14 protein-coding genes, 1 tRNA gene and 1 pseudogene are annotated in these 20,333 nt (G+C 47.8%); 11 read left to right on the top strand and 5 right to left on the bottom strand.

Annotation, left to right across the window (positions count from 1 at the left end):
• Positions 1-36: 36 nt before the first annotated feature.
• The 3 genes from rstB to G5193_RS16755 form a co-directional block, all read right to left on the bottom strand.
• Positions 37-1,362, bottom strand: a complete 1,326-nt coding sequence (gene rstB / locus G5193_RS16765) for a two-component system sensor histidine kinase RstB (protein WP_421206530.1) — start codon at positions 1,360-1,362, stop codon at positions 37-39.
• Positions 1,363-1,383: 21 nt separating this feature from the next.
• Positions 1,384-2,094: a two-component system response regulator RstA gene (gene rstA / locus G5193_RS16760; protein ID WP_421206528.1), complete on the bottom strand. Its 711-nt coding sequence runs from the start codon at positions 2,092-2,094 to the stop codon at positions 1,384-1,386.
• A 308-nt stretch (positions 2,095-2,402) separates the two neighbouring features.
• Positions 2,403-2,478: transfer RNA gene (locus G5193_RS16755), tRNA-His, on the bottom strand.
• Positions 2,479-2,848: 370 nt separating this feature from the next.
• Between G5193_RS16755 and G5193_RS16750 the strand changes: the two genes are divergently transcribed.
• The 4 genes from G5193_RS16750 (at position 2,849) to G5193_RS16735 (ending at position 10,011) form a co-directional block, all read left to right on the top strand.
• The gene (locus G5193_RS16750) at positions 2,849-4,249 is read left to right on the top strand and encodes a tyrosine-type recombinase/integrase (protein WP_374808343.1); all 1,401 of its coding nucleotides are present in this window, start codon (positions 2,849-2,851) and stop codon (positions 4,247-4,249) included.
• The gene (locus tag G5193_RS16745; protein ID WP_421206526.1) at positions 4,246-7,218 is read left to right on the top strand and encodes a VPA1269 family protein; all 2,973 of its coding nucleotides are present in this window, start codon (positions 4,246-4,248) and stop codon (positions 7,216-7,218) included. Before G5193_RS16750 ends, G5193_RS16745 begins: the two co-directional genes overlap by 4 nt.
• Positions 7,215-7,889 (top strand): gamma-mobile-trio protein GmtX, encoded by a 675-nt coding sequence (gene gmtX / locus G5193_RS16740; RefSeq protein WP_421206524.1) that lies wholly within the window; start codon positions 7,215-7,217, stop codon positions 7,887-7,889. Before G5193_RS16745 ends, gmtX begins: the two co-directional genes overlap by 4 nt.
• Positions 7,890-8,499: 610 nt before the next feature.
• Positions 8,500-10,011 carry an EAL domain-containing protein gene (locus G5193_RS16735; RefSeq protein WP_421206523.1) on the top strand — a complete coding sequence of 504 codons (1,512 nt, stop codon included), beginning with the start codon at positions 8,500-8,502 and terminating at the stop codon, positions 10,009-10,011.
• An 88-nt stretch (positions 10,012-10,099) separates the two neighbouring features.
• Here G5193_RS16735 and G5193_RS16730 read toward each other — a convergent pair whose 3' ends face one another.
• Positions 10,100-11,683, bottom strand: coding sequence for an arylsulfatase (locus G5193_RS16730; protein ID WP_421206522.1), 1,584 nt, complete (start codon positions 11,681-11,683; stop codon positions 10,100-10,102).
• Positions 11,684-11,729: 46 nt separating this feature from the next.
• Positions 11,730-12,980, bottom strand: a complete 1,251-nt coding sequence (locus tag G5193_RS16725) for an anaerobic sulfatase maturase (RefSeq protein ID WP_421206520.1) — start codon at positions 12,978-12,980, stop codon at positions 11,730-11,732.
• A 306-nt stretch (positions 12,981-13,286) separates the two neighbouring features.
• On the opposite strand from G5193_RS16725, the pseudogene G5193_RS16720 reads away from it, so the two are divergent.
• From G5193_RS16720 to G5193_RS16690, 7 genes and pseudogenes are all read left to right on the top strand, one after another.
• A pseudogene (locus tag G5193_RS16720) lies at positions 13,287-14,104 on the top strand (IS5 family transposase); the annotation flags it as partial.
• 109 nt (positions 14,105-14,213) lie between these two features.
• Entirely contained in the window at positions 14,214-15,482 is a 1,269-nt protein-coding gene (locus G5193_RS16715) for an IS4 family transposase (protein WP_421206518.1), read from the top strand.
• A 276-nt stretch (positions 15,483-15,758) separates the two neighbouring features.
• Entirely contained in the window at positions 15,759-16,457 is a 699-nt protein-coding gene (locus G5193_RS16710; RefSeq protein WP_421206516.1) for a Crp/Fnr family transcriptional regulator, read from the top strand.
• A 149-nt stretch (positions 16,458-16,606) separates the two neighbouring features.
• Positions 16,607-17,074 carry an Hpt domain-containing protein gene (locus tag G5193_RS16705; protein ID WP_421206514.1) on the top strand — a complete coding sequence of 156 codons (468 nt, stop codon included), beginning with the start codon at positions 16,607-16,609 and terminating at the stop codon, positions 17,072-17,074.
• Positions 17,071-17,832 (top strand): Ig-like domain-containing protein, encoded by a 762-nt coding sequence (locus G5193_RS16700; RefSeq protein WP_421206513.1) that lies wholly within the window; start codon positions 17,071-17,073, stop codon positions 17,830-17,832. The genes G5193_RS16705 and G5193_RS16700 overlap by 4 nt, the downstream gene beginning before the upstream one ends.
• Before the next feature lie 40 nt (positions 17,833-17,872).
• Positions 17,873-18,859 carry an Ig-like domain-containing protein gene (locus G5193_RS16695; protein WP_421206511.1) on the top strand — a complete coding sequence of 329 codons (987 nt, stop codon included), beginning with the start codon at positions 17,873-17,875 and terminating at the stop codon, positions 18,857-18,859.
• A gap of 59 nt (positions 18,860-18,918) precedes the next feature.
• Positions 18,919-20,271, top strand: coding sequence for an Ig-like domain-containing protein (locus tag G5193_RS16690; protein WP_421206509.1), 1,353 nt, complete (start codon positions 18,919-18,921; stop codon positions 20,269-20,271).
• Positions 20,272-20,333: the final 62 nt, after the last annotated feature.

Genomic DNA, 20,333 nt, shown 5'->3' with positions numbered 1-20,333 from the left:
GGTTGATGTTATGGAGCGTTCTCCATGACAGTCATCCTATGACGGTTGCGGTGGCCCTTCAGTGAGCGGTTGGTGACGGTTTGTATCCAAATGTACAGGCAGGGTGAGGCAGAAGCGGGCGCCGTGGTCACTGGCCTGCAGCGCCACATCGCCCCCGTGATGACGGGCAATGCTGCGCACGATGGCCAGTCCCAAACCAGTGCCGCCGGTGCGACGATCCCGGCTTTGATCAAGGCGTACGAACGGCTCGAAGATCTGGGGCGCCAGCGCCGGATCGATCCCCGGTCCATCGTCGCTCACCTCCAGCAGATAGTTCTCCTGCAGCCGCGAGATGGAGAGGGTAACCTCGCTCTCGGCGTAGCGCAGAGCATTGCCGATGAGGTTCTCCACCGCGCGCGTCAGCAGACGCTGATCGCCGCACCAGGGCATGTAGCGTTGCGGCAGATCGAGGGTGAGCTTCTTTTCGGGGACCAGCGCTTGCCAGTCGCCAAGATGCGCTTGTGCCCAGTGACTGAGCTCCAGCTCGTCCTGCTGCAACGGCAGCTCCGGCCTGTCCAGCTTGGCGTAGGTGAGCATCTCTTCGATCAGAGCGTCCAGCGCTCCCAGATCTCGCTCCAGCGCCTGCTGCTCCTGCTCGGCAGGGGCAGGATCGAGCATGGCAAGCCGATAGCGCAACCGGACCAGCGGGGTGCGCAACTCGTGGGCGATGGCATCGGTCAGTTGCTTGCGGCTGGCAATCATGGCCTGCAATTGGGTCGCCATTTGATCGAAGGTGCGTCCCACCCGGGCCAGGCTGCTGCCCGGTGGCAGATTGGTTCGGCAGGAGAGATCCCCATCGCCCACGCGACGTGCGGTTTGCTCCAACTGCTGCAAGCCGCGCCAGTGGGGACGCAACCACAGAAGGATGGGCAGGCCGAGGGATAGGCCGATCCCCAGCAGCAGCCCCACATCGACCCAGTGCAGCTCGTGCAGGTAGGAGAGGTAGGGAACCGGGCCGACAATCAGCACCCGATCGGTATCGGGGATGCGCTGCAGGAAGGTGTCATCCTCCTCAACGATGACAATGTTGCCGGCGGCCAGAAAGGCTTGATCCTCGCTGGCCAGGGGCTGGCGTGTCAGCTCACCGATCTTGAGGGGGAGGGTAAACTGACTGCTCTGCTCGGCCAGCCGATCGGGCCAGCGCTGTGGCGGGGTTCTTGCCAACTCGCCGGTCAACAGGCCAAGAGAGCCCTGCATCATGCGTTCGAGATAGCGATCACCCGCCCGTTCGGCGGTCACCTGATAGACCACACCAACCAGCAGGATGGCCAGGGTGAAGCAGCCGATCAGCAACAGATAGAACTGGATAAAGAGGCGGCGCATGGCGGTGCTCCCGAAAGAGGGTTATTCCCAGGCGTGGGGGACGAAGAGGTAGCCTTTCTGTCGCACCGTCTTGATCCGGGTCGGGTTGTCGGGGTTATCACCCAGTTTGCGGCGCAGGCGGGAGATGGCCACATCCATGCTGCGATCCTGACCGTCGTACTCCCGGCCGCGCAAGCTGCGAAAGAGGGCTTCCCGACTCAAGATTTGGCCCGCGTGGCAGGCGAGCTCCCACAGCAGATCAAAGTCGGCGGTCGAGAGGGCAATGCTCTCGCCATCGAGGCGCACATCTCGTCCCGGACCATCCACCCGCAGCCGACCAAATTGCAGCTGCTGGGGAACGCTGCTGGTGGCTGCCGGTTGGGTTGGTGTTTGCTGGTGCTGGCGAAATTGCACCCGAAGTCGGGCCAGCAGCACCGGTGGTGGTGTCGTTTTGAGGATGTAGTCGTTGGCGCCCAACTCCAGACTCAGGATCTGGTTCATGTCGCTGTCCAGCGAGGTGAGCATCACGATGGGGCCGTCGAAGCGCGGCCGCAGATCCCGACAGAGGGACATGCCATCTTGCCCCGGCAACATGATATCGAGCAGCACCAGATCGGGCTGTTCGGCCTCGACCCGGGCCAGTGCCATGTCCCCTCTGGGCTCGAGGGTCACGTCCATATCGTGGCGACCGAGCCAACTGCTGATGAGCTGGCCAATCTCGGGATCATCTTCGACAAAAAGAATGCGTTGCATAGAAAAGCTCCAACGGAAAGCAGGAGAGAGGAAGAGCGATCAGCATATCAATGGCGCTTGGGAAATACAGAAAAAGAACCGAGCAGACTGATGTGCGGGGGAGTGTGGCTGTGTATCGACGGGGAGCGCGAATCGTGACAAATGGGCAGAGCCGCGTTTATCGAGCTGGAGGATGCCTTGCCGACAAGGCATGGCGCTGTCGAGTGCAAAACAAAAAACCGGCCTTGGCCGGTTTTTCGCGGAGCAGACCAGAAGGTCACTGCACCAAGTCGATGGACATCACCTTGCGGCGATTATCGACAGAATAATGGGGTGGCTGATGGGGCTCGAACCCACGACAACCGGAATCACAATCCGGGACTCTACCAACTGAGCTACAGCCACCACTAAAATCTTCATCAACACTCGCCAATCTAGAAGAAAAGGAGAGTATCAATGGCGCGCCCTGCAGGATTCGAACCTGCGACCCACGGCTTAGAAGGCCGTTGCTCTTCTAACCCCTTTACTTATGTTACCACAAGTTACTACTAAGCGCTTTATGGTGCGGATGATAGGTTGATAAATCGTGTAAATCAACAAAATTTTATAGATTATTGATTTGACCAACCCCCTAGCAGATCTTACCATTAAGTTAACACATGGAGTGTCATGTTAAATGGTGGTTGCTTTGAGGTTGAAAGAGAATTCTCCTATAGGTAGGTCTCATGTTGTGGTCATCCAGAGGTTGGCTGATGTCTCAACCATGAAGCTACCAATGTTATACTTGATTACTCCAAACGGGCTTTCTGTTTTCTGGCCTCTCGTTGAGTACCTCAAAGCTCGTCCGAATACTAGCTTGTCGTGGGCGAGACAAACATCAAGAGCGCTGGGCCTGCTATATGATTACTCCGTTGCTGTTGCCAATTTAGGTTTATCAAGACAAGAGATTTTTCGGCGGTTCTCGCTATCCCTTTGTCACGGCACTATTGATACCGAGACCTATCAAGACAAGACAGGACTTTATTGGGCCCCTGGTTCGGTTTCTGTGCAAAAAAAGATGTGCTCTAGCATAACTAGGTTTATCGCTTGGAAAGATGAAACCAGCAGGAAAGATGATCCGGTTTTCCTTCGGTATTTAGAAGAAGTCCCACCTAGCCTAAAGAGGCTGCTGACGGCTAGTAAAATAATAGCCAGTAAATCCATGCTGTATCACACCAAGGACGTCAAAATGCTGGCGGAAGGGTTGGATAAAGCGAGACATTTTTTTGGTATGGAATTGGGTAATGATCCCCGAGAATCGATAGGTAACATTCGAACTGTCAACGACTTCCCTTCAGAGCTAATTCCTCAGCTAATAACACACGGCTTCATTCGTGATCCTCATGCAACTGATCCATTTGAACGAGAGGACATGACGGCCAAAATGATCACTATATTGCTTGCGGGCGGTGGGCTTCGAAAAGGGGAGCCATTTCATCTCTGGTTTAATGATGTCATGCCTGAACCAGCGAAAGGATGCACAGTTACCTTATTTCATCCATCAGGCGCACAAACAGGCCTTAGAGGCAACAAACAAACCAGAGAACAGTACTTGGCACAGAGGAAAATGTTACCTAGAAATCGGAGTAGTGCTAGCAAAAGTCACCATGCTACCTGGAAATCTCTGGCCGTAGATAAAAAAACGCTGTCAGCGCCTGTTTATTTCATACATGAGTCGTACTCGTTCTTGTTTTGGGAAATGTATTTACTCTACATGAACCGTTATCGTCCATTACTAATGGAGAGCTACAAGGCTAATCACGGAACCGAACATCCATTTTTATTTGTATCTAATGGTGAAGATCGTGGGGCAGGCATCAGCTATCGAGGTGCTCCTTACTCAATGGCTGCATTCGATAAATCTTTTGAGAGGGCTCTAGGGCGGTTGGAGAAAAAACTTGGGCGGAAGTTGCCGCGTGGTCGAGATTATGGACTCAATCCGCATGCGTTACGGCACCACGTTGGACATGTAATGGCCGAAGCTGGAGTTGAGCCCCAGATAATTAAGGATGTAATGCACCATCGAACCATTGATGCTCAAGAAGTATACAAAAAACTACCACCAGATAAGGTTCAGAAGATCTTGGCCAGTTACACACTTAGCTCACAACTAAACAATATAGGAATGGTCAAATGAAATTGCGCGGTATCAGTGCAAGAAATGGCAACGCAATTGAACAAAATGATGAAATAGCCCTATCTGTGATGGTCATTTCCCCTTTTGCTGCATCCAAGGTTTCAAGAGAGGCTGAAAATGCTTTGGAGCGTTTGATAAAAAACTACAAAACATGTAAATGGATGATAACGTCTGAATTTTTTTACGCTAGGTATGGGCAGTCGTACATACCCAAAAATTTAAGAAGGCTACTTGTCCCAAAGTCAATAGTAGATAGGCTTGAAAAGGATATAGCCTCTCATGGGGTTGCTAATAGCCCAAAAAGCGAGCGAGCAAGAGCCACTCTCGTCAATAATATTATCACTGCTGCGAGTGAACTTCTTTTTCTGATGGAGAGGAAGTATCTTAATGACGTCACTATGGAGGACTGGGAGGAGTTTTTAGCTCCTATAAGAACAGCTGACGGTGACCGGTATATTAATGATCTAGGCATTCATGATATAGCAGGTTTAAAGGGGGTAGCTCAACTACTAACTTTAATGGTAAAAGGGTATAACTTCTCTAAGGCGATTCACGTAAAACGCTCAGATAAAGTCAACAAAGGCGAGGATCTTCTGGCTAAGCCTCCTGAGCATCTTGTTTCATGGGTTGAGCGTTGGAACCACTATATTGAATCAACTCGTAACTATACGCTAAAAACTTATCATACTGCATTTCATAGATTTCGTATCTTCTTGGAAGATGTCTATTTTGGCACCCAAATACCATCGCCAGAAGAGTTCTTTAGCTCACAACCACCAGTAGATTTCATAGCATGGTCGGAAGCAAAGTTTCATGAAAAGTTATTTTCCAGTGAGGCCGCTCTCTGCGATTTTGTAAGATACAACACGAATTTTTCCAACTGGTTTATCGAAACCTATTTATCTGACACCGAAGAAAATGGTGATAAATTTTCTGCCGCATACCCATTAGTTCGTCCGCAAGCACTTAAATCTTTTTTTAATTCGCATAAAAGTGATTTGGATGTGCCAGGATCTTCTACCAAGGAGGTTATGCCATTATGGCTTAGAATGAGGTTAAGGGATTTGCTCTCAGGAGAAGATTATGCATGGCCAAAAACATTAAGTAGTGAATATAGTGACCATTTAACAAACGAACTAGGTGAGCCTCTCTGGTTGCCTTCAGTTACATATATCTACCTGATGATGTTAGAAATTCCAGTTCGGCGTATCCAGTTGCTACGGTGTGATTCTGGAGAGGGCGATACTAAGCAATTCTCACCAGAGTTAAATAAATGGATTGCAAATAAATCAAGTACCGCTAATTTTTGGAAAAACGATCCTAAAGCTAGAGTTTATGACCGTGGTTTACTGAGAGAATCTCGCTCATTTGAAGAAAGTGACCAGAATCTGGTTCTTTACATAAACTCCAATAAAACAGCAGACAAAGATGTGGGGTTTAGTGAATTTTCTGGTTATGAAATTCCTTGGAAGCATCCAGAAATAATCCGTCTGGCAACAGAGTTAAGAGCATGGCAGGAAAAGTATAATCCGTGTTACAATCCTGTCTCTGCCAGAGAAATTCCAGATTCTGTATTTCCTCAAACAGCCAATCAGGCTATCGCAGATAGTATTCCTGACCGTTTTTATCTTTTCCGTTCGGGCATAAACTCGAAACGAAGTGCTGCAACTAGCATGGTCCCTCCAACTGAGCGTTCTCTGGTTCAGTATTGGAATCTGGCAATGGCTGAACTGGAAAAACAGCTTAATGAAGAGGGACTGGATATCCAACTTGTTCTTAATTGGAATGAGGTTGGACAACCCCAATTAGTATTCTTTACACCTCACGGATTAAGGGTTGCGGGACTAACCTCACTGGCAGAACAAGGGGTTCCAATTGATGTACTTAGTAAGCTTGTTGCTGGGCATAAAAGCTTGACCATGACCCTCTATTACATAAAACATTCGGTAGCTCACGTCACAGAAATACTGAATGAGGCCAGTCACAATATCCTGCTAAGTGAACAGGAGGACTTTGCTCGGTGGATTAAGAGTTCTTCGTGGGATGAGGTGAAAAAATATGCAGTATATAATAGTGAAGATGCTGCAATCGCATTAAGCAGAAATTGTACTGCCATTGTCGGTATTTGGAATGCAACCCATCTAGGAATTTGCCCATACGGTGGTACGAGGTGTTACGATGGTGGAGAAGTTATTCGTAAAAATGGGAAAACTAATACTTATGGAGCAGTTTCAGATAAAGACTGTATTAATTGCCGTCATTTCATTACCGGTTCTCCTTGGAAAATGGAGTTGATAGTACACGGAAACAAATTACTACTTGAGATAGAGAAAAAGATAAAGGCAACTCAAGATGCCACCGAAAATGTGAATAAACTTCAGGTTAATTTGAGAACAGCCGTGAAGGCTGGAGAAAAGCCTGATGCAAAATTGAGGACTGATATTAACAAATTACACTCAATAATTGAGCGCCTTAGTAATGAAACAGATACTCTGATCCGTTCGCTTCATGCGACTCATAATCTCATCAGTAAAATTCGTCAGATACCAGATGGAAGTCCTGAAGGGGGGATTGATCTTGTTGTGCACTCACAAAGCCACTTCGATATAGAATATGCTGAGTCACCTAGCAATTTCAAAACACTGGATCTTGTTGTTCAGGCTAGCAGAATTTATATCAATGACCGTGATGAAAACTATGAGCGAGAGCGTGATGAGGTGATGAATATTATCCTTCTAAATAACGGATATAAGCCGCTCATGATGCTACCGCTGACAATAGATGAAAAACGGAGAGTCGCAGATAGCCTGGCAAAACTCCTTGTAACTAGAGCTACAGGAGAGGAAATAGTAGCATTGCAATCAGGTAATGTGACCCTGGAAGATCTTGGCTTTACCCCTAGTATGCCGCGTGAAATGGCAAGACTACAGTTATCTAGTCAGATTTTGCACAAGGAAAATAATCAATGACACCCGTAACAATTAGCCAAGTAGAGGATTTGTATCAGGAGTTGTCTAAAAATAGAAAAGCAGACCAAAGGAAAATGCTTGCAAATATCCATGAGGTTTGTGCAAAACTGGTAAAACAAGGTTCAACACCTTCTGCTGCATCTGTAGTAAAAATATTAGGAACACAAGGGTATAAGATATCGACTAGAACTATTTACAACAAGCGTAATGGCCAAAATCCTTATCCCATTTTAATCGATGCTTGGATAGAGGTTCTGGCTGCGAAGAAGGTTAAGATTACGGAGACAATTGATAATGGTGTAATCCAAATTGATGAACAAGATCTGGCAAAAATTTGTGATCCAGTTCTTCAGCATAAAATGATGATATTCATTGGCCAAGTCCGCTCGCTAAAGGCTCAAAATGACGCTTTGAGAAACATCGAGAAATTACCAGTTGTATCTATGGATATAGGGACTACTAATTTGGTAGCAACTATGTTGAGTGAGTTGAATCGGGAAGTTCTCTCAAACCTGCTCAATCAATCTAACCCGAGTTTGTCTTTCAACAATGATGGATGTCTGATAGCTAAACGGCCAATTCCAGCAGGAACAGTACTTTCAGATCCAGGTTTAGTAGAGGCGTTGAAAGCAATTCTGGACAGTCAAGATTTAAACTATAAGCAGATATGACTTGTACAGTTCTAGTTATCACCTGACACCGCTCTCAAACCTGTGTCTTGCTTTGGCTTCTTTTGGGCATACTGCCTTTCAGAGCCTATTCACGTGCTGTAGGGGACGGCCATTCCCTCATCCTGCTTGATGGTCAGCCCGCTCCTACACATCCTCTAAAGTTCAATGAGTTCGCCTGGTTAGGAAGTAATCGATATCCCCTTTGCAACCGAGCAACCTGTCGAGCCAGCGATTGGTTGCATAGGTCTGCTGAATGCAGCTGATTTCGTAAAACTGCTTTGCGCTATTTGCTGACGAAATTGAGCTCCTTGGCGAGCTGTAGCTGACGCACAACTTTCTTATTGGTGGGCAACTGCCAGGTGAATACCATCTCCATACAAATGGCCATTCAAAACAGCAAGTCGTTGAACTGCGTTGATTCTGTGATTGATAATGGATTGTCATGGGCGTTGCATAAATGTTAGTTCTATTTGAGCTGTCCAGCAGTTAAGATACTTAGCACAACAGGGATACCTCAAAACTGGGTAGCTGTTTTTAGAGTGACATTTTTAATTGAAGGTGGTTAAAATGTCATCGAGTCCATGGTTTTTGCGAACTAGGAAGGTTGGCTATGTCTCGATTCAAATCATTTGGGGTATGTTTAGGTTTATTCATTTCTCCAACACTAATAATGCTAATGCTCACTCCATTTCTAACATCACCAATCACAAGTTACCTTCTACAGCAGAAGGCACAAGAAGTAATTACACACACAGAAGAAAGAAATAACCTATTGGAACATAATATAGCATTTCAGTTACCACGAATTAAATTTGATTGTGGCACGGGAGATATGGCGTTGTTACGCAATCCATCATATTACAATAGCCATATCCGTTTCGCAGGGATTCAAAACTCAGAAGGAAAGAGTTGCTCGACTCTTGGTGCGGGCTTGCCTATATCTTATGCAATAAAAGATATGCCAGCTACTGCTGATTACATCATTTCGACAACATCAGGGGCAACAGGTACAGAGCAAGAGTTTGTAGTTTATTCAAAGCGTGGTGGAAACCTCGTTTACTGGGTAATCAATAATAGCTTCGTACATGACTTACTACTTAAACCCTGTAAAAATTGTTTTTATCTTGAGTACACTTATAATGACCCACACTTTAATGAAGTTAACATACCTAGGGGTGACGCAAAGATAAAACATCAAAATAAAGCCATATCAACATCCAATTTTGATAACTTACGAAACGTTGAACAAAAAATCTGGGCTGGAGAAGAGCTACGGAATTATTCAACTCATCTAATAAGATACTACGGCTTATTTATCTCATCTTTTATCGGCATGTTGTTGACAACAGGATACTTGCTACTTCGCAATCATAACCACTCATTAGGTGGAATGCTCAATCTAGCACTTAAAAATAATGAGTTCATACCATTTTATCAACCTGTAGTTGATAGCCGAACAAAACAAGTTATGGGTTATGAGGCTTTAATAAGATGGCGCCGTGCTGGGGAGTTAATCCCTCCTGGAATGTTTATCGATTATGCCGAACGCCAAGGTTTAATAATACCGATGACTACCCAGTTAGTCAGTCAGATTGTAGCCGATTTGCATAAGCTTCATGAGATGCAATGGGTCAGTATCAATTTAGTTGCAGCACACGTAGAACAGCCATATTTGCAAGATATGTTGAAGAAGTTACAATGGCCAGACCCCAAAAGATTAACGTTCGAGCTAACCGAACGCATTCCTATTTCCGATGTAAAGGCTGCAACACGAGAAATCGCTACTCTAGGTTTGAGAGGATATCACTTTAAACTCGATGATTTCGGCACGGGCTATGGCGGCTTTGCATATTTACAGCAACTAGGTATTCGTTGCATCAAAATTGATAAAATGTTTATTGATACAATCGGCACAACCGACCTCAAGCGAAATGTACTCGATGCTATTATTGCATTTGGTCGTGAATCGAATATGGAGATGATCGCCGAGGGCGTTGAAACAAATGAGCAATTAGAATATCTGCTTGAACAGGGTGTGTACTTGATCCAAGGATATGTGTATGGAAAACCCATGCCAATAAACCAACTGATTGAGTGGGAGTCATCATTTAAGAAGCACTAACTGATAGCTTTCGCTCCATTAATATAAAAGAGTCATTCTTGAGAGTTATAAAAAGCGGCTTGCTCAGCCGCTTTTTATATTATATAAATCACTGCTGTCCTTTTTTTATCGTTTCCGACACCAAGTTTGACATATCAAAACTGGTGCCGCCTTGTACAGGTGGATATTGGACAAGTGTCTTAAGATGATTGCTCACAATTTCGTTTACAGGGGCTAACAACCATGACATCTTTTGTAATAAATGCCCTTGAGCATCACGAGAGCTATAGCTTTCAAAAGGATCTGCTCTCAAGTTATATATTTGGGGAACTGTCAATGGCACAACATTTGCGTAGTAATCATCCTTGGTTGAGAAATGAAACTTCCATTGACCTAGGCGCACAGCAGTTAATTTATCCTCATAATAATATAGTATAGAGTTTCGACTGGACTTATTAACTTTCCCTTCCCAATATTCAAGGTTGTTCACACCATCAATATATTGTTTTTTCTCTTTCATCATCTTATCTACAACATTATTTTCCCCCGCAGCGGCGGCTAATGTTGTAAATAAGTCTTGATGTCCTTGAATGCCATTCAATACAGTACCAGCAGGAATATGATCAGGCCAGCGCACCATCATTGGAACTCTGACACCACCTTCATAAGTGGACATTTTTTCACCACGGAAAGGCGTTGTACCACCATAAGGCCAAGATGAATGTTCTGGGCCATTATCTGTGCTGTATACGACAATGGTATCCTTATCTAAGCCTTTCTTTTTCAAGTAATCGAGAACGAGACCTATATCATGGTCATGCTGTATCATTCCACTGCCATGATAGTCATATTCGCTTGTGTAGGTCTCCGCAGCATAACGCCATTTTTCATTAAGGCGAGTGTATAAATGCATGCGGCTAGTATTTAACCAGACAAAGAATGGTTTATCTTTAGCTTCAGCTTTATCCATAAAACCTAAGGCTTTCGGGATCACCTCATCCTCATCAAAGGCTTTCATTCGCTCTTGAGTAAGTGGCCCAGTATCAATACATTCTTGCTTTCCAATGACACCAAATCTAGGCTCATGAGTTTTATCTTCAGTTGTTTTTGCGTAACAATGTAATACACCTCTGGTACCAAATTTTTTATCATATTCCTCAACAGACCCTGAGTGCTCTTGAGCAAATCGCTTATAGTCTCTCTGCTCTGACTCTTCTTGCGTATTTAGGTGATAAAGATTACCAAAGAATTCATCAAAGCCATGAACTGTAGGCAACGAGAAGTTATGGTCACCCAAATGGTTTTTGCCGAATTGACCAGTGACATAACCTTGCTCCTTAAGCACTTCTGCTAACGAGGGAGAGGCTGCTTTTAGGCCAAGCGAACCACCAGGCATGCTTACGGTCGTCATACCTGAACGAATAGGGTATTGACCAGTTATAAATGCAGCTCGTCCAGCGGTTGAGCTTGGCTGAGCATAATGATCTGTAAACATAACCCCTTGATGGGCAATACTATCAATGTTTGGTGTTCGGTAACCCATAGTGCCCATTCCATAAGCACTAACGTTTTGCCAGCCAATATCATCACCGAAAATGACTAAAATATTGGGTTTTCTTTCTTCTGCGGCATGTAATGTTGGGACAACAAACATAGTTGTTAGCATCGCAGTCGCAATAAGCGATTTACGCATTATAACTCTCCTCTGTTGGTGCTTACATTTCCATACATCTGGATTATCATTTAAGATACCCCAAGGTTTTTAAAATCTGAATGACATCATGGTCTATATGTTGATAAAATTCATATAATCCATGACAAAGGTAATTCAAACCTGGCTCACCAGACTTTGTTTTTATAATTCTATTTTTGGGACATTCCCCCCAGCATAACTTAAGATAATCACAGCTTCGGCATTGTGATGGTAATGTGTTACGTTTATTCATACCGAATTTCTGCTGAGCATTAGAAAAGGCTATATCACCAAGATGCTGATGTAATATGTTACCTATATGGTGATGTTCATAAACGAAGTGATCACAAGAAAAAACATCGCCATTATGTTCAACGGCAATCGCCTTGCCACAAAACTCTGATTGAGTGCATGTCTGTGCTGGAAGACCTGCTGATTGAGCGATTACGGTTTCAAATAAATTCACATGGATTCTTCCTATGTCTGACTTTATCCATTCATCCCAGACCTTACTCAGAAAACTACCGTAGGCATCAGGATCTACAGACCACTTTGTAACAATAGAAAGCGGATGACCAGGTGTAGCACGAGCATCTCCCTGCCTTGGCTGACTCTCAAACGAGAGTTGAGATGGTGATTGCACCTTAAAACCTTGAGGCTCCACTACTGGAGTAAATTGAACTCTTGTCGCCCCCACTTCATCAACCAAAAAACGATAAACTGATTCAGGATGTAATGCATTGATTCGATTGACAACACATAATGCAGCAAAAGGGATATCTGCATTACGCAAATTTTTGGCGGTAGCCATAACTTGGTCAAAGGTTGACTTACCACTGCGAGTCTTCCTATATACATCATGTAGGCCTCTAGGCCCATCAATAGAAAGTCCTACATGAAAGTTGTGTGCTTTTAGAAAAGCAATCCATGAGTCGTTAAGAGCAATACCATTAGTTTGTAGATCATTACTAATATACTGCCCTGGCTTAGCGTAGCGGGTTTGAAAATTGACGAGTTTTTTAAAAAACTCTAATCCCATTAATGTCGGCTCACCGCCTTGCCATGAAAAAATCACCTCATTACCACTTTGTGCTTCTATATACTGGCGTATATGCTGCTCTAACACTGATATATCCATTTTGGAATGCTGATCATGACCTAACAAATCACTCTTATGCAAATAGAAGCAATAGTCACAATCTATATTGCAGCGTGCACCACTAGGTTTAACCATTGCATGGAACCTATATTGGTGTCCGGCTGGTAGTTCAGGTAATTTCATCTTTGGTTGGTTCATGAATCGCTCTGAAATAATGTGACGAATGTATCAACTTTAAAAAATAAAACCTTTTGCAATATTTGTTATAATAAACACAGTATCTTCTTATGTGATAGTGAAACTTTGATGTATATCACATGATTGAAAATAGAGAAAATAATCTGATGATTATAGTGATTATGCTATGCCTCACTCATCGGCGATATGCACAGCATTGCTCATAATACATATGAGATAAGTGGCGCTGTTGCCCAAATCGATACAGCTTGAATGGAACTAACTGAGGGCTCGGTGATCTGATCACCATCATCCTCTTCAAATCTGCATCATGGGCGTCGGGGCCGCAGTCAGCTTTACACCGACCAGACCATCTGTACCTTCCTGATGCTCAAAGGGATTTTCAACCTCACTCTGCGGGCCACTCAGGGATTACTCGACTCCCTGTTCCAGTTGATGAACGTACCGCTTTGTGCCCCGATTACAGTTGTGTCAGCAAACGGGCCCGCACGGTGACAGTGGCCTATCGGCAGCCCAGCAAGGGGCAAATCACCGACCTGGTTATCGACTTGACTGGCCTGAAGGTGTTTGGTGAAGGCGAGTGGAAGGTCAGAAAACATGGCGCTGAGATACGGCGAGTCTGGCGCAAGTTGTACCTGGCGGTAGACCCGGTGACCCACGACATCGTGGCGGCGGAAGTCTCGCTGGAAAAGGTCCATGATGCCGAGGTGTAGCCCACCTTGCTCAACCCTCTGTGGCGTAAGCTGGGACATGTTTATGTGGATGGCGCCTATGACAGCAAAGCCAGCCATCAGCTTATCTCGTGCAAAGGGGCGACAGCCTGTATCCCGCCTCGCAAAAGCGCGGGGTTATGGGAAAAGGGACACGCAAGAAATGACGCTGTGCTGGTGATGCGCAAGGAAGGACTGGCGCACTGGTGGAAGACGATATCGGGGTATCACCGTCGCTCGCTGGCAGAGACGGCGATGTATCGGTTCAAGCAGTTGCTGGCAGTTGCTGGCGGGGAAAATCAGTCTGCGTAACTACAATGGCAATGGCCAAGTGGGAGAAGTCATGGCGTATGTGTAAGCGCCATAAACAAGCTGAATACCCTTGGTCTACCTGTCAGAAAGCCCCGAGTGTAGCGGTAACTCATGTACAGGATCTTTAGCGGCAACCAATTGAAATAAATATAAAAAAGCTTCGTTTGTGATCTGATTTTATCGTCAAACAAAATCAACACGCGCGAAGCCTATGACTATTATCAATGCTAATCACTATCTGGAGCAACTCCTGGCTCCCGCCGCACTCGAGCGAATTGCTCGGCTCTGCAAGTTCTGTCTGCGTCAGCGCGCCATTACCCCTGCCATGCTCGTCCCTGCACTGCTGCGGGCTATGGGGGGCGACCAGGTCAATGACATTGCCGGTTTACACCGTCATTTCAATGCCTTGCAACTGGTGAACACGCATCAGGTTTCCTACAAACCGTTTCACAATCAGTTGTGCAAAGAGAGCTTTGCCCTGTTTATGAAAGCCCTGGTTGAACGGGCTATCGCCTTGCGGCTCGACCCTCAACTCAAAGTGGCTTCCCTGGGCGCATTCAAGCAGGTGTTATTGCACGATGGCACCTCCTTTGCGGTACATCGGCGTCTGGCGGCTGACTTTCCTAGCCGGTTCAAGACCATCAGTCCGGCGGCTATCGAGTGCCATATGACTGCGCCTTTGTCGGGGCAGAGCCCGCTGTGCATGAGTGTGTCTGCCGATACCGCAGGGGAGCGGCAATTTCTCCCTGAGGCTCACAAGCTGGGCAACTGTCTGCTGCTGGCTGACGCGGGTTACATTGACAGAGCCTGGTTTGCACATGTGAACGATGCCGGTGGATTTTATCTGGTGCGAGGCACTCAAAGCCTGAACCCCAAGATAATCCAGGTCTGGCGCGGTGATGGACGGGAAGTGCCAAAGCTGGCGGGACTGCCACTGAAAGAGGCCGGACGGCGGCGCTGTCGGGCCGAGGTACTGGATATGGTGGTGAAGTCCGGCAAGGTGGAATATCGGGTGATCTGGCGCTGGTTTGCCGAGGAAAAGCGGTTCTGCCTGTGGATGACGAACCTACCGCGAGCGGCATGGTCAGCAGAGCAGGTAATGAGCCTGTATCGCTGCCGTTGGCAGGTGGAGTTGTTATTTAAAGAGTGGAAATCGCACAACCGGCTCAAGGGGTTTGTGACGGGGGAGAAAGCCATCGCCGAGGGATTGGTGTGGACGAGCCTGCTGTCGCTGGTGATGAAAAGACGGGTCGCGCAGAGTGTGATGACAGGGAAGCTATCGATGTTGAAAGCGTCAAAGAACAGTACGACATGGTGGTTGCCGCTATTGGAAGCAGTGGTCCATAGGGCGTTGACAGAAATAAGGGTACGACTGGAATGGGCTGCTGATTATTTGGCCAAGAACGCCTGCCGAACCAAGCAGAGAAAATCGATACAGAACAGGACTTTGGAAGGCGTTTTACAGGAACTCAACGCTTAAGGTCCTGTACATGAGCGGTAACTAGGGGCTGGGGAAGTCAGACTTGTTGGCTGATTTGGGAAACAACGCCCGCTACATATTTAAGCTCTGGAGTCGCAGGCAATTCTTCAATTGAAAACAAGACCTTAAGGCGCAGATGAGCGCCCCATTTATATGGAGGAATTATAGATTAATACCTAAGTGTTCTTTACGGAACGGATTTCATTTAATCAAGACTCTATCTTGATTACAAATGTCAGAGGCCTCAAGGCTAAAGCATGGGCTCGAGGAGGTGGAGTGCGTTATCAGGAAGAACATCATCAAATTATCGATATCAAATGGCCTTGTACTCTTTCCGCGCAAGCTTGTAGGCAATTGCTTGAGATAGCTGTGCCTTGTCGCGATGGGTTGTTGCGGGAGCCGTCACCGGGTATTTTTTATGTGGCATCGGGTTGCCTGGTCCACTATATGACGCTCTCCGCTACAAGCAACTCATTTGGGCTGATATTGGGCCGCGGCAGTTGGTTTGGTGTTCAGTCAATCCATAGTTCCAAGCGCATTCATGAGGTTTATGAGCCCATGCAATCCGCTGAGTTATTGTTCTTTCCCAAGGCGAGCATTGAGTCGTTGCTTAAACGAGAGCCGGAGCTTTATGTGTTTTTATTTCACATTGCACAAAAGATAAGTCGCTTTGGTTTTCAGTTGGTTTGCAATTCATTACGAAGCCTCAAGGGGCGCGTTATCTATGCACTGCTGCATTTGGCGGAGTGTCACGCTGAAAGTCGCTCCGGAGAGTATGTCCTTCATGTTACGCAACATGCACTGGGGCACATTGTTGGCGCGACACGTCCCCGGGTTAGCGAAGTATTAAAGGCCCTTGTCGAAGCGGGTGCGATACGCATTGAACGAGGGAAAATAACGTTATTGCGACCCGATTTCCTGCAAGCCAAATTGATACCGGGCGACCATCAATATTACTTGCCAAAAATAGCATAACAACATGGCTCTGTTGAATAAAATCAGCGTAACCTTCTCGTCTGCACGGACAAGGTCTGGGGGAGCGCATGTCAATAGCGGATAACCACCTTGATGTCGGCAGAGAGAAGAATCGACGCATCGACTTATTTTATTGGGCAGGGTGAACAATGAGTATTCACAATGAAATAATGGATATAGCATCAACGCGTGACGTATTTACATCGCACCCACTGCCACTTCTCAACAAGGCGTTTGTCATTGAAACCTTGGGGGGAGATGAGCGCCTAATAAAAACCCTGTTAAGTCAGTACCTCATCTCCATCCCCGCATATGAGCAGGCCCTGCGTACTGCGATTGAGTGCGAGGATTGGGAAGCGATAGCCAGCGCCGCCCACTCGCTGCACAATTCATTGCTCTATTTTGGCTCACGGTACTTGGAAGAAAAAATAATCGACCTAGAGTGCGCTGCGTTGCATGTGGCGATGATACGCAATAACGCACAGCCCATTGATGAGCGGGCGGGTGTGTATGTCTCACTGTTTTCGGGGGCGATCATGAAACTGATTTCAGCGCTGAACATCGAGATTGAGCAATGGTTAGCGCTTATAAAAAACGGTAGAGAGATATTCCAGTGAATATATGTAAATACCTTATATTGCCTATATTGGTTTATTTAACCAGTGGCTGTGGCGGGGCCGGTGCGCCATCGCAGTCTGGCGGGGGCAGCACCGGCGCCAAAGAGGATGCCACCGTCGTATCACTGCAAGTCACGCCAGCCGTGGTGAGCACCCCGGTTGGCTTAACGCAGCAGTTCGTGGCTCAGCTGAACATGAGTGATGGCTCGGTCATTGACGTAACGCGCGATGCCAATGTGACATGGAGTAGCAGCAATCCTGATATTGCGACGATTGACCCGCATGGCAAGGCGTTGGGGGTAAATGTCGGCGCTGTCACCATTGTTGCCACCGGTAGCCACAATGACACCCCGTTTAGTGGGCAGGCGGAATTAACCATTACCAGCGCCTCTGTGGTTGGCTTGCAAATTACGCCGACAAGTCAACGTATCCCTGTCGGGCTCCATTATGAATTTGCCGCTACCGCGATTTTTTCTGATGGCACCACCAAGGATGTGACTCAAGAGCATGCCGTGACCTGGCGCTCCAGCGAGCCCAGCATTGCCACCATCACATCCGGTGTTGATGAAAGCGGCCTGCCGCAGGGGGTTGCAACAGGTGTGCGTGAAGGTGAGGTTACCATCACAGCGGTTGGCGCCATGGCTGGTGGGTCTGTCAGTGCAACTGCCACATTGGTCGTCACCAAAGAGACGGTCACCGCCTTTCAGCTGGCACAGTGGAGACCTGAGTGTTGCGACCGTATCGAGCAACTTAACTGACCCGATGGGGCAACCCGCCCGCAATGGTCGGGTTCGAGGCATGTCTGTCGGCTCTGCAACCATCAGCGCCAACCTGGCGCTTCATGATGGTGCCACATTGGAGGCCACCACCACGCTGCGCGTGACAGATGAAGTCATGACTCGCTTGCAGGTGACCCCGGCTCATGATGCGGTTGCCAAGGGGATGGATAAACCGTTTATTGCGACAGCTGTCCTGTCCAACGGATTGACGCGTGATGTCACCAATGACAGTGCTGTGAGTTGGAGCAGCAGCAACATTACAATTGCTGCCGTGACCAGTAGCGGCAGTGCCAACAATGGTGTCGCAAGTGGTGTCAATCCCGGCACCGTCTTTATCAAGGCCACCTACCTCGATGGCACAACGACATTCAGTGCGCAAGGTCGCCTCATCGTCAAGGATGCCGCCCCGGTCTCGTTGGTTGTCACACCCGATACAGTCTCGGCACCAAAGGGGATGACGAAGCAATTTACCGCCACCGTGACGTTTTCTGATGGTACCACCGCTGATGTGACCCAAAGTGACTTCACCAGTTGGACCACTGAGGGGGATGCCGCGACGGTATCCAGCAGTCTGCCTGCCCCTGAGCTCAATGGTGTCGCCCGAGGGGAAGAGGAGGGTAGCGCCTATATCGTCGCGACCTATCGCAGTGGCAAAATCACCCTTGAGAGCAAAGGGCTTCTCAATGTGACTGCACCGGTCATCACCGGTGTGCGTGTGTCGCCAACCACAGGGCGCGTCGCCAAAGGGCTGACACGGCCCTTCCAGGCCTATTTTGTCTTCTCTGACGGCTCAGAGGAGGAGGCAACGAATAGCCCGGATATGAGCTGGCGCTCAGATGATGCCGCGATTGCCGCCATCACCTCCGCCGAGCCTGACTATACTAACGGTATCGCAACTGGGATAAATAAGGGGACCGCCACCATCACTGCAACCGGTATGGTTGACGGCACTGCATTCAGTGGCTCGGCCAGTCTGGAGGTGGGGATGCCATCGCTCGTGAGCTGACAATTTCGAATATTCCTCCCCGTCTCCCCATTGGCATTTCGACGCCGATTAAGGCACTAATGACGCTGACTGATGGCACTAGTGAAGATGTGACGGAGGTGGTCAGCTGGAGCAGCGGCGACCCCAGCATTGCCATCATCACCAGCAGCCAGGCGGCTGGAAATGGTAAAGCGTTCGGGGTGAGCGTTGGCGAGACGCCCATCACTGCGACCATGGAGCGCGATGGCGTGCGATTGTCCGACACAGGGACGTTAACCGTCGTGAATGCTATCGCGATCGGTTTGCAGGTCACACCAGACGACAGCACCTTGGCAAAAGGGTTGAGCAAGCAATTCCATGCCACGGCCATTTTCTCCAACGGGGAAGCAAAAGATGTCACTGCGGCGGTGGATTGGAACGTCGAAAACACCGCTATTGCCTCGGTGGTCACGAGTCAGCCCAGTGGCAATGGCTATGTGAAGGGGCTGGAGATTGGCAAGACCATTATTCATGCCAAACTGACGACAACTGAAGGGTTGGAGGTGGCATCCTCAGGGAAATTGGAGGTAACCAATGCGGTTCCCATGTCATATCGTGTTACGCCAAAACGCAGCTCGGTGCCACTGGGCATGGAGAGCACATTCACAGCCAAAGTAAAATACTCCGATGGCTCTGAGAGCGATGTGAGCAGCGACCCGGCAACCACCTGGCGCAGCAGCAACAGCGCGGTGGCCACCGTTGACACAGATGGTATCGCCAGCGCGACCAATACAGCGCCGACGTCTGCGGCGCAAGTCAGCACACAAATCATCAGCTCAACGGTCATTGATGGGGTCGAATATAAAGACGCGGCCACATTGGCTCTCAAAACCGCTGCGTTGTGGAAAATTGAGGTGACACCGGGGACATATGACTTGCCGAGAGGGCTTGCCTTCAATGGCTTCAAGGCAACCGGGTATTTCACTGATGGCTCGACTAAAGATATCACCGCTGAGAAAGACATCACCTGGTCCTCTGCGCACGATAAGGTATTCGTTGCGCGTGATGAACGCGGGGTGGTGACCGTCTCGACCGACAAAACCATGCCTAATGCTGATAAAGGGATCCCCATTGACATCAAGGCCACTTCAACCGCCACCGGTATTGCGGGGGTTGCGCACCTGACAGTGACTGATGCGATGCCTGTCGCACTGAGAATGGACCCAATAACAGTCGCTCGTGGTAGCTCTAAAGATATAGGCCTTAAGGTGGTGCTCAGTGATGGTGATGAAATGCTTTATCATCATGGGTATTCAGACTTAATTGCGGAAGCTAGCTCTGCCGCTCCTGATATCGCAACTGTCGAAAGCCTCTTTGGAGGGGGGATATATGCGGTGCGTGGAAATGCGGTGGGAAACACCACGGTAACTGTAACGATGGGCGTTGTTGCTTAAATCGATGCAGTTTGAAGGGAACTTACTGAGGACTCGGTGATCTGATCATCACCATCCCCTTC

Source organism: Aeromonas sp. 601027 (genome assembly GCF_049174455.1).
Classification (GTDB): domain Bacteria; phylum Pseudomonadota; class Gammaproteobacteria; order Enterobacterales; family Aeromonadaceae; genus Aeromonas; species Aeromonas veronii_A.
The sequence above is the reverse complement of the archived record's forward strand: the minus strand, read 5'-3'. Positions and strand labels throughout refer to the sequence as shown.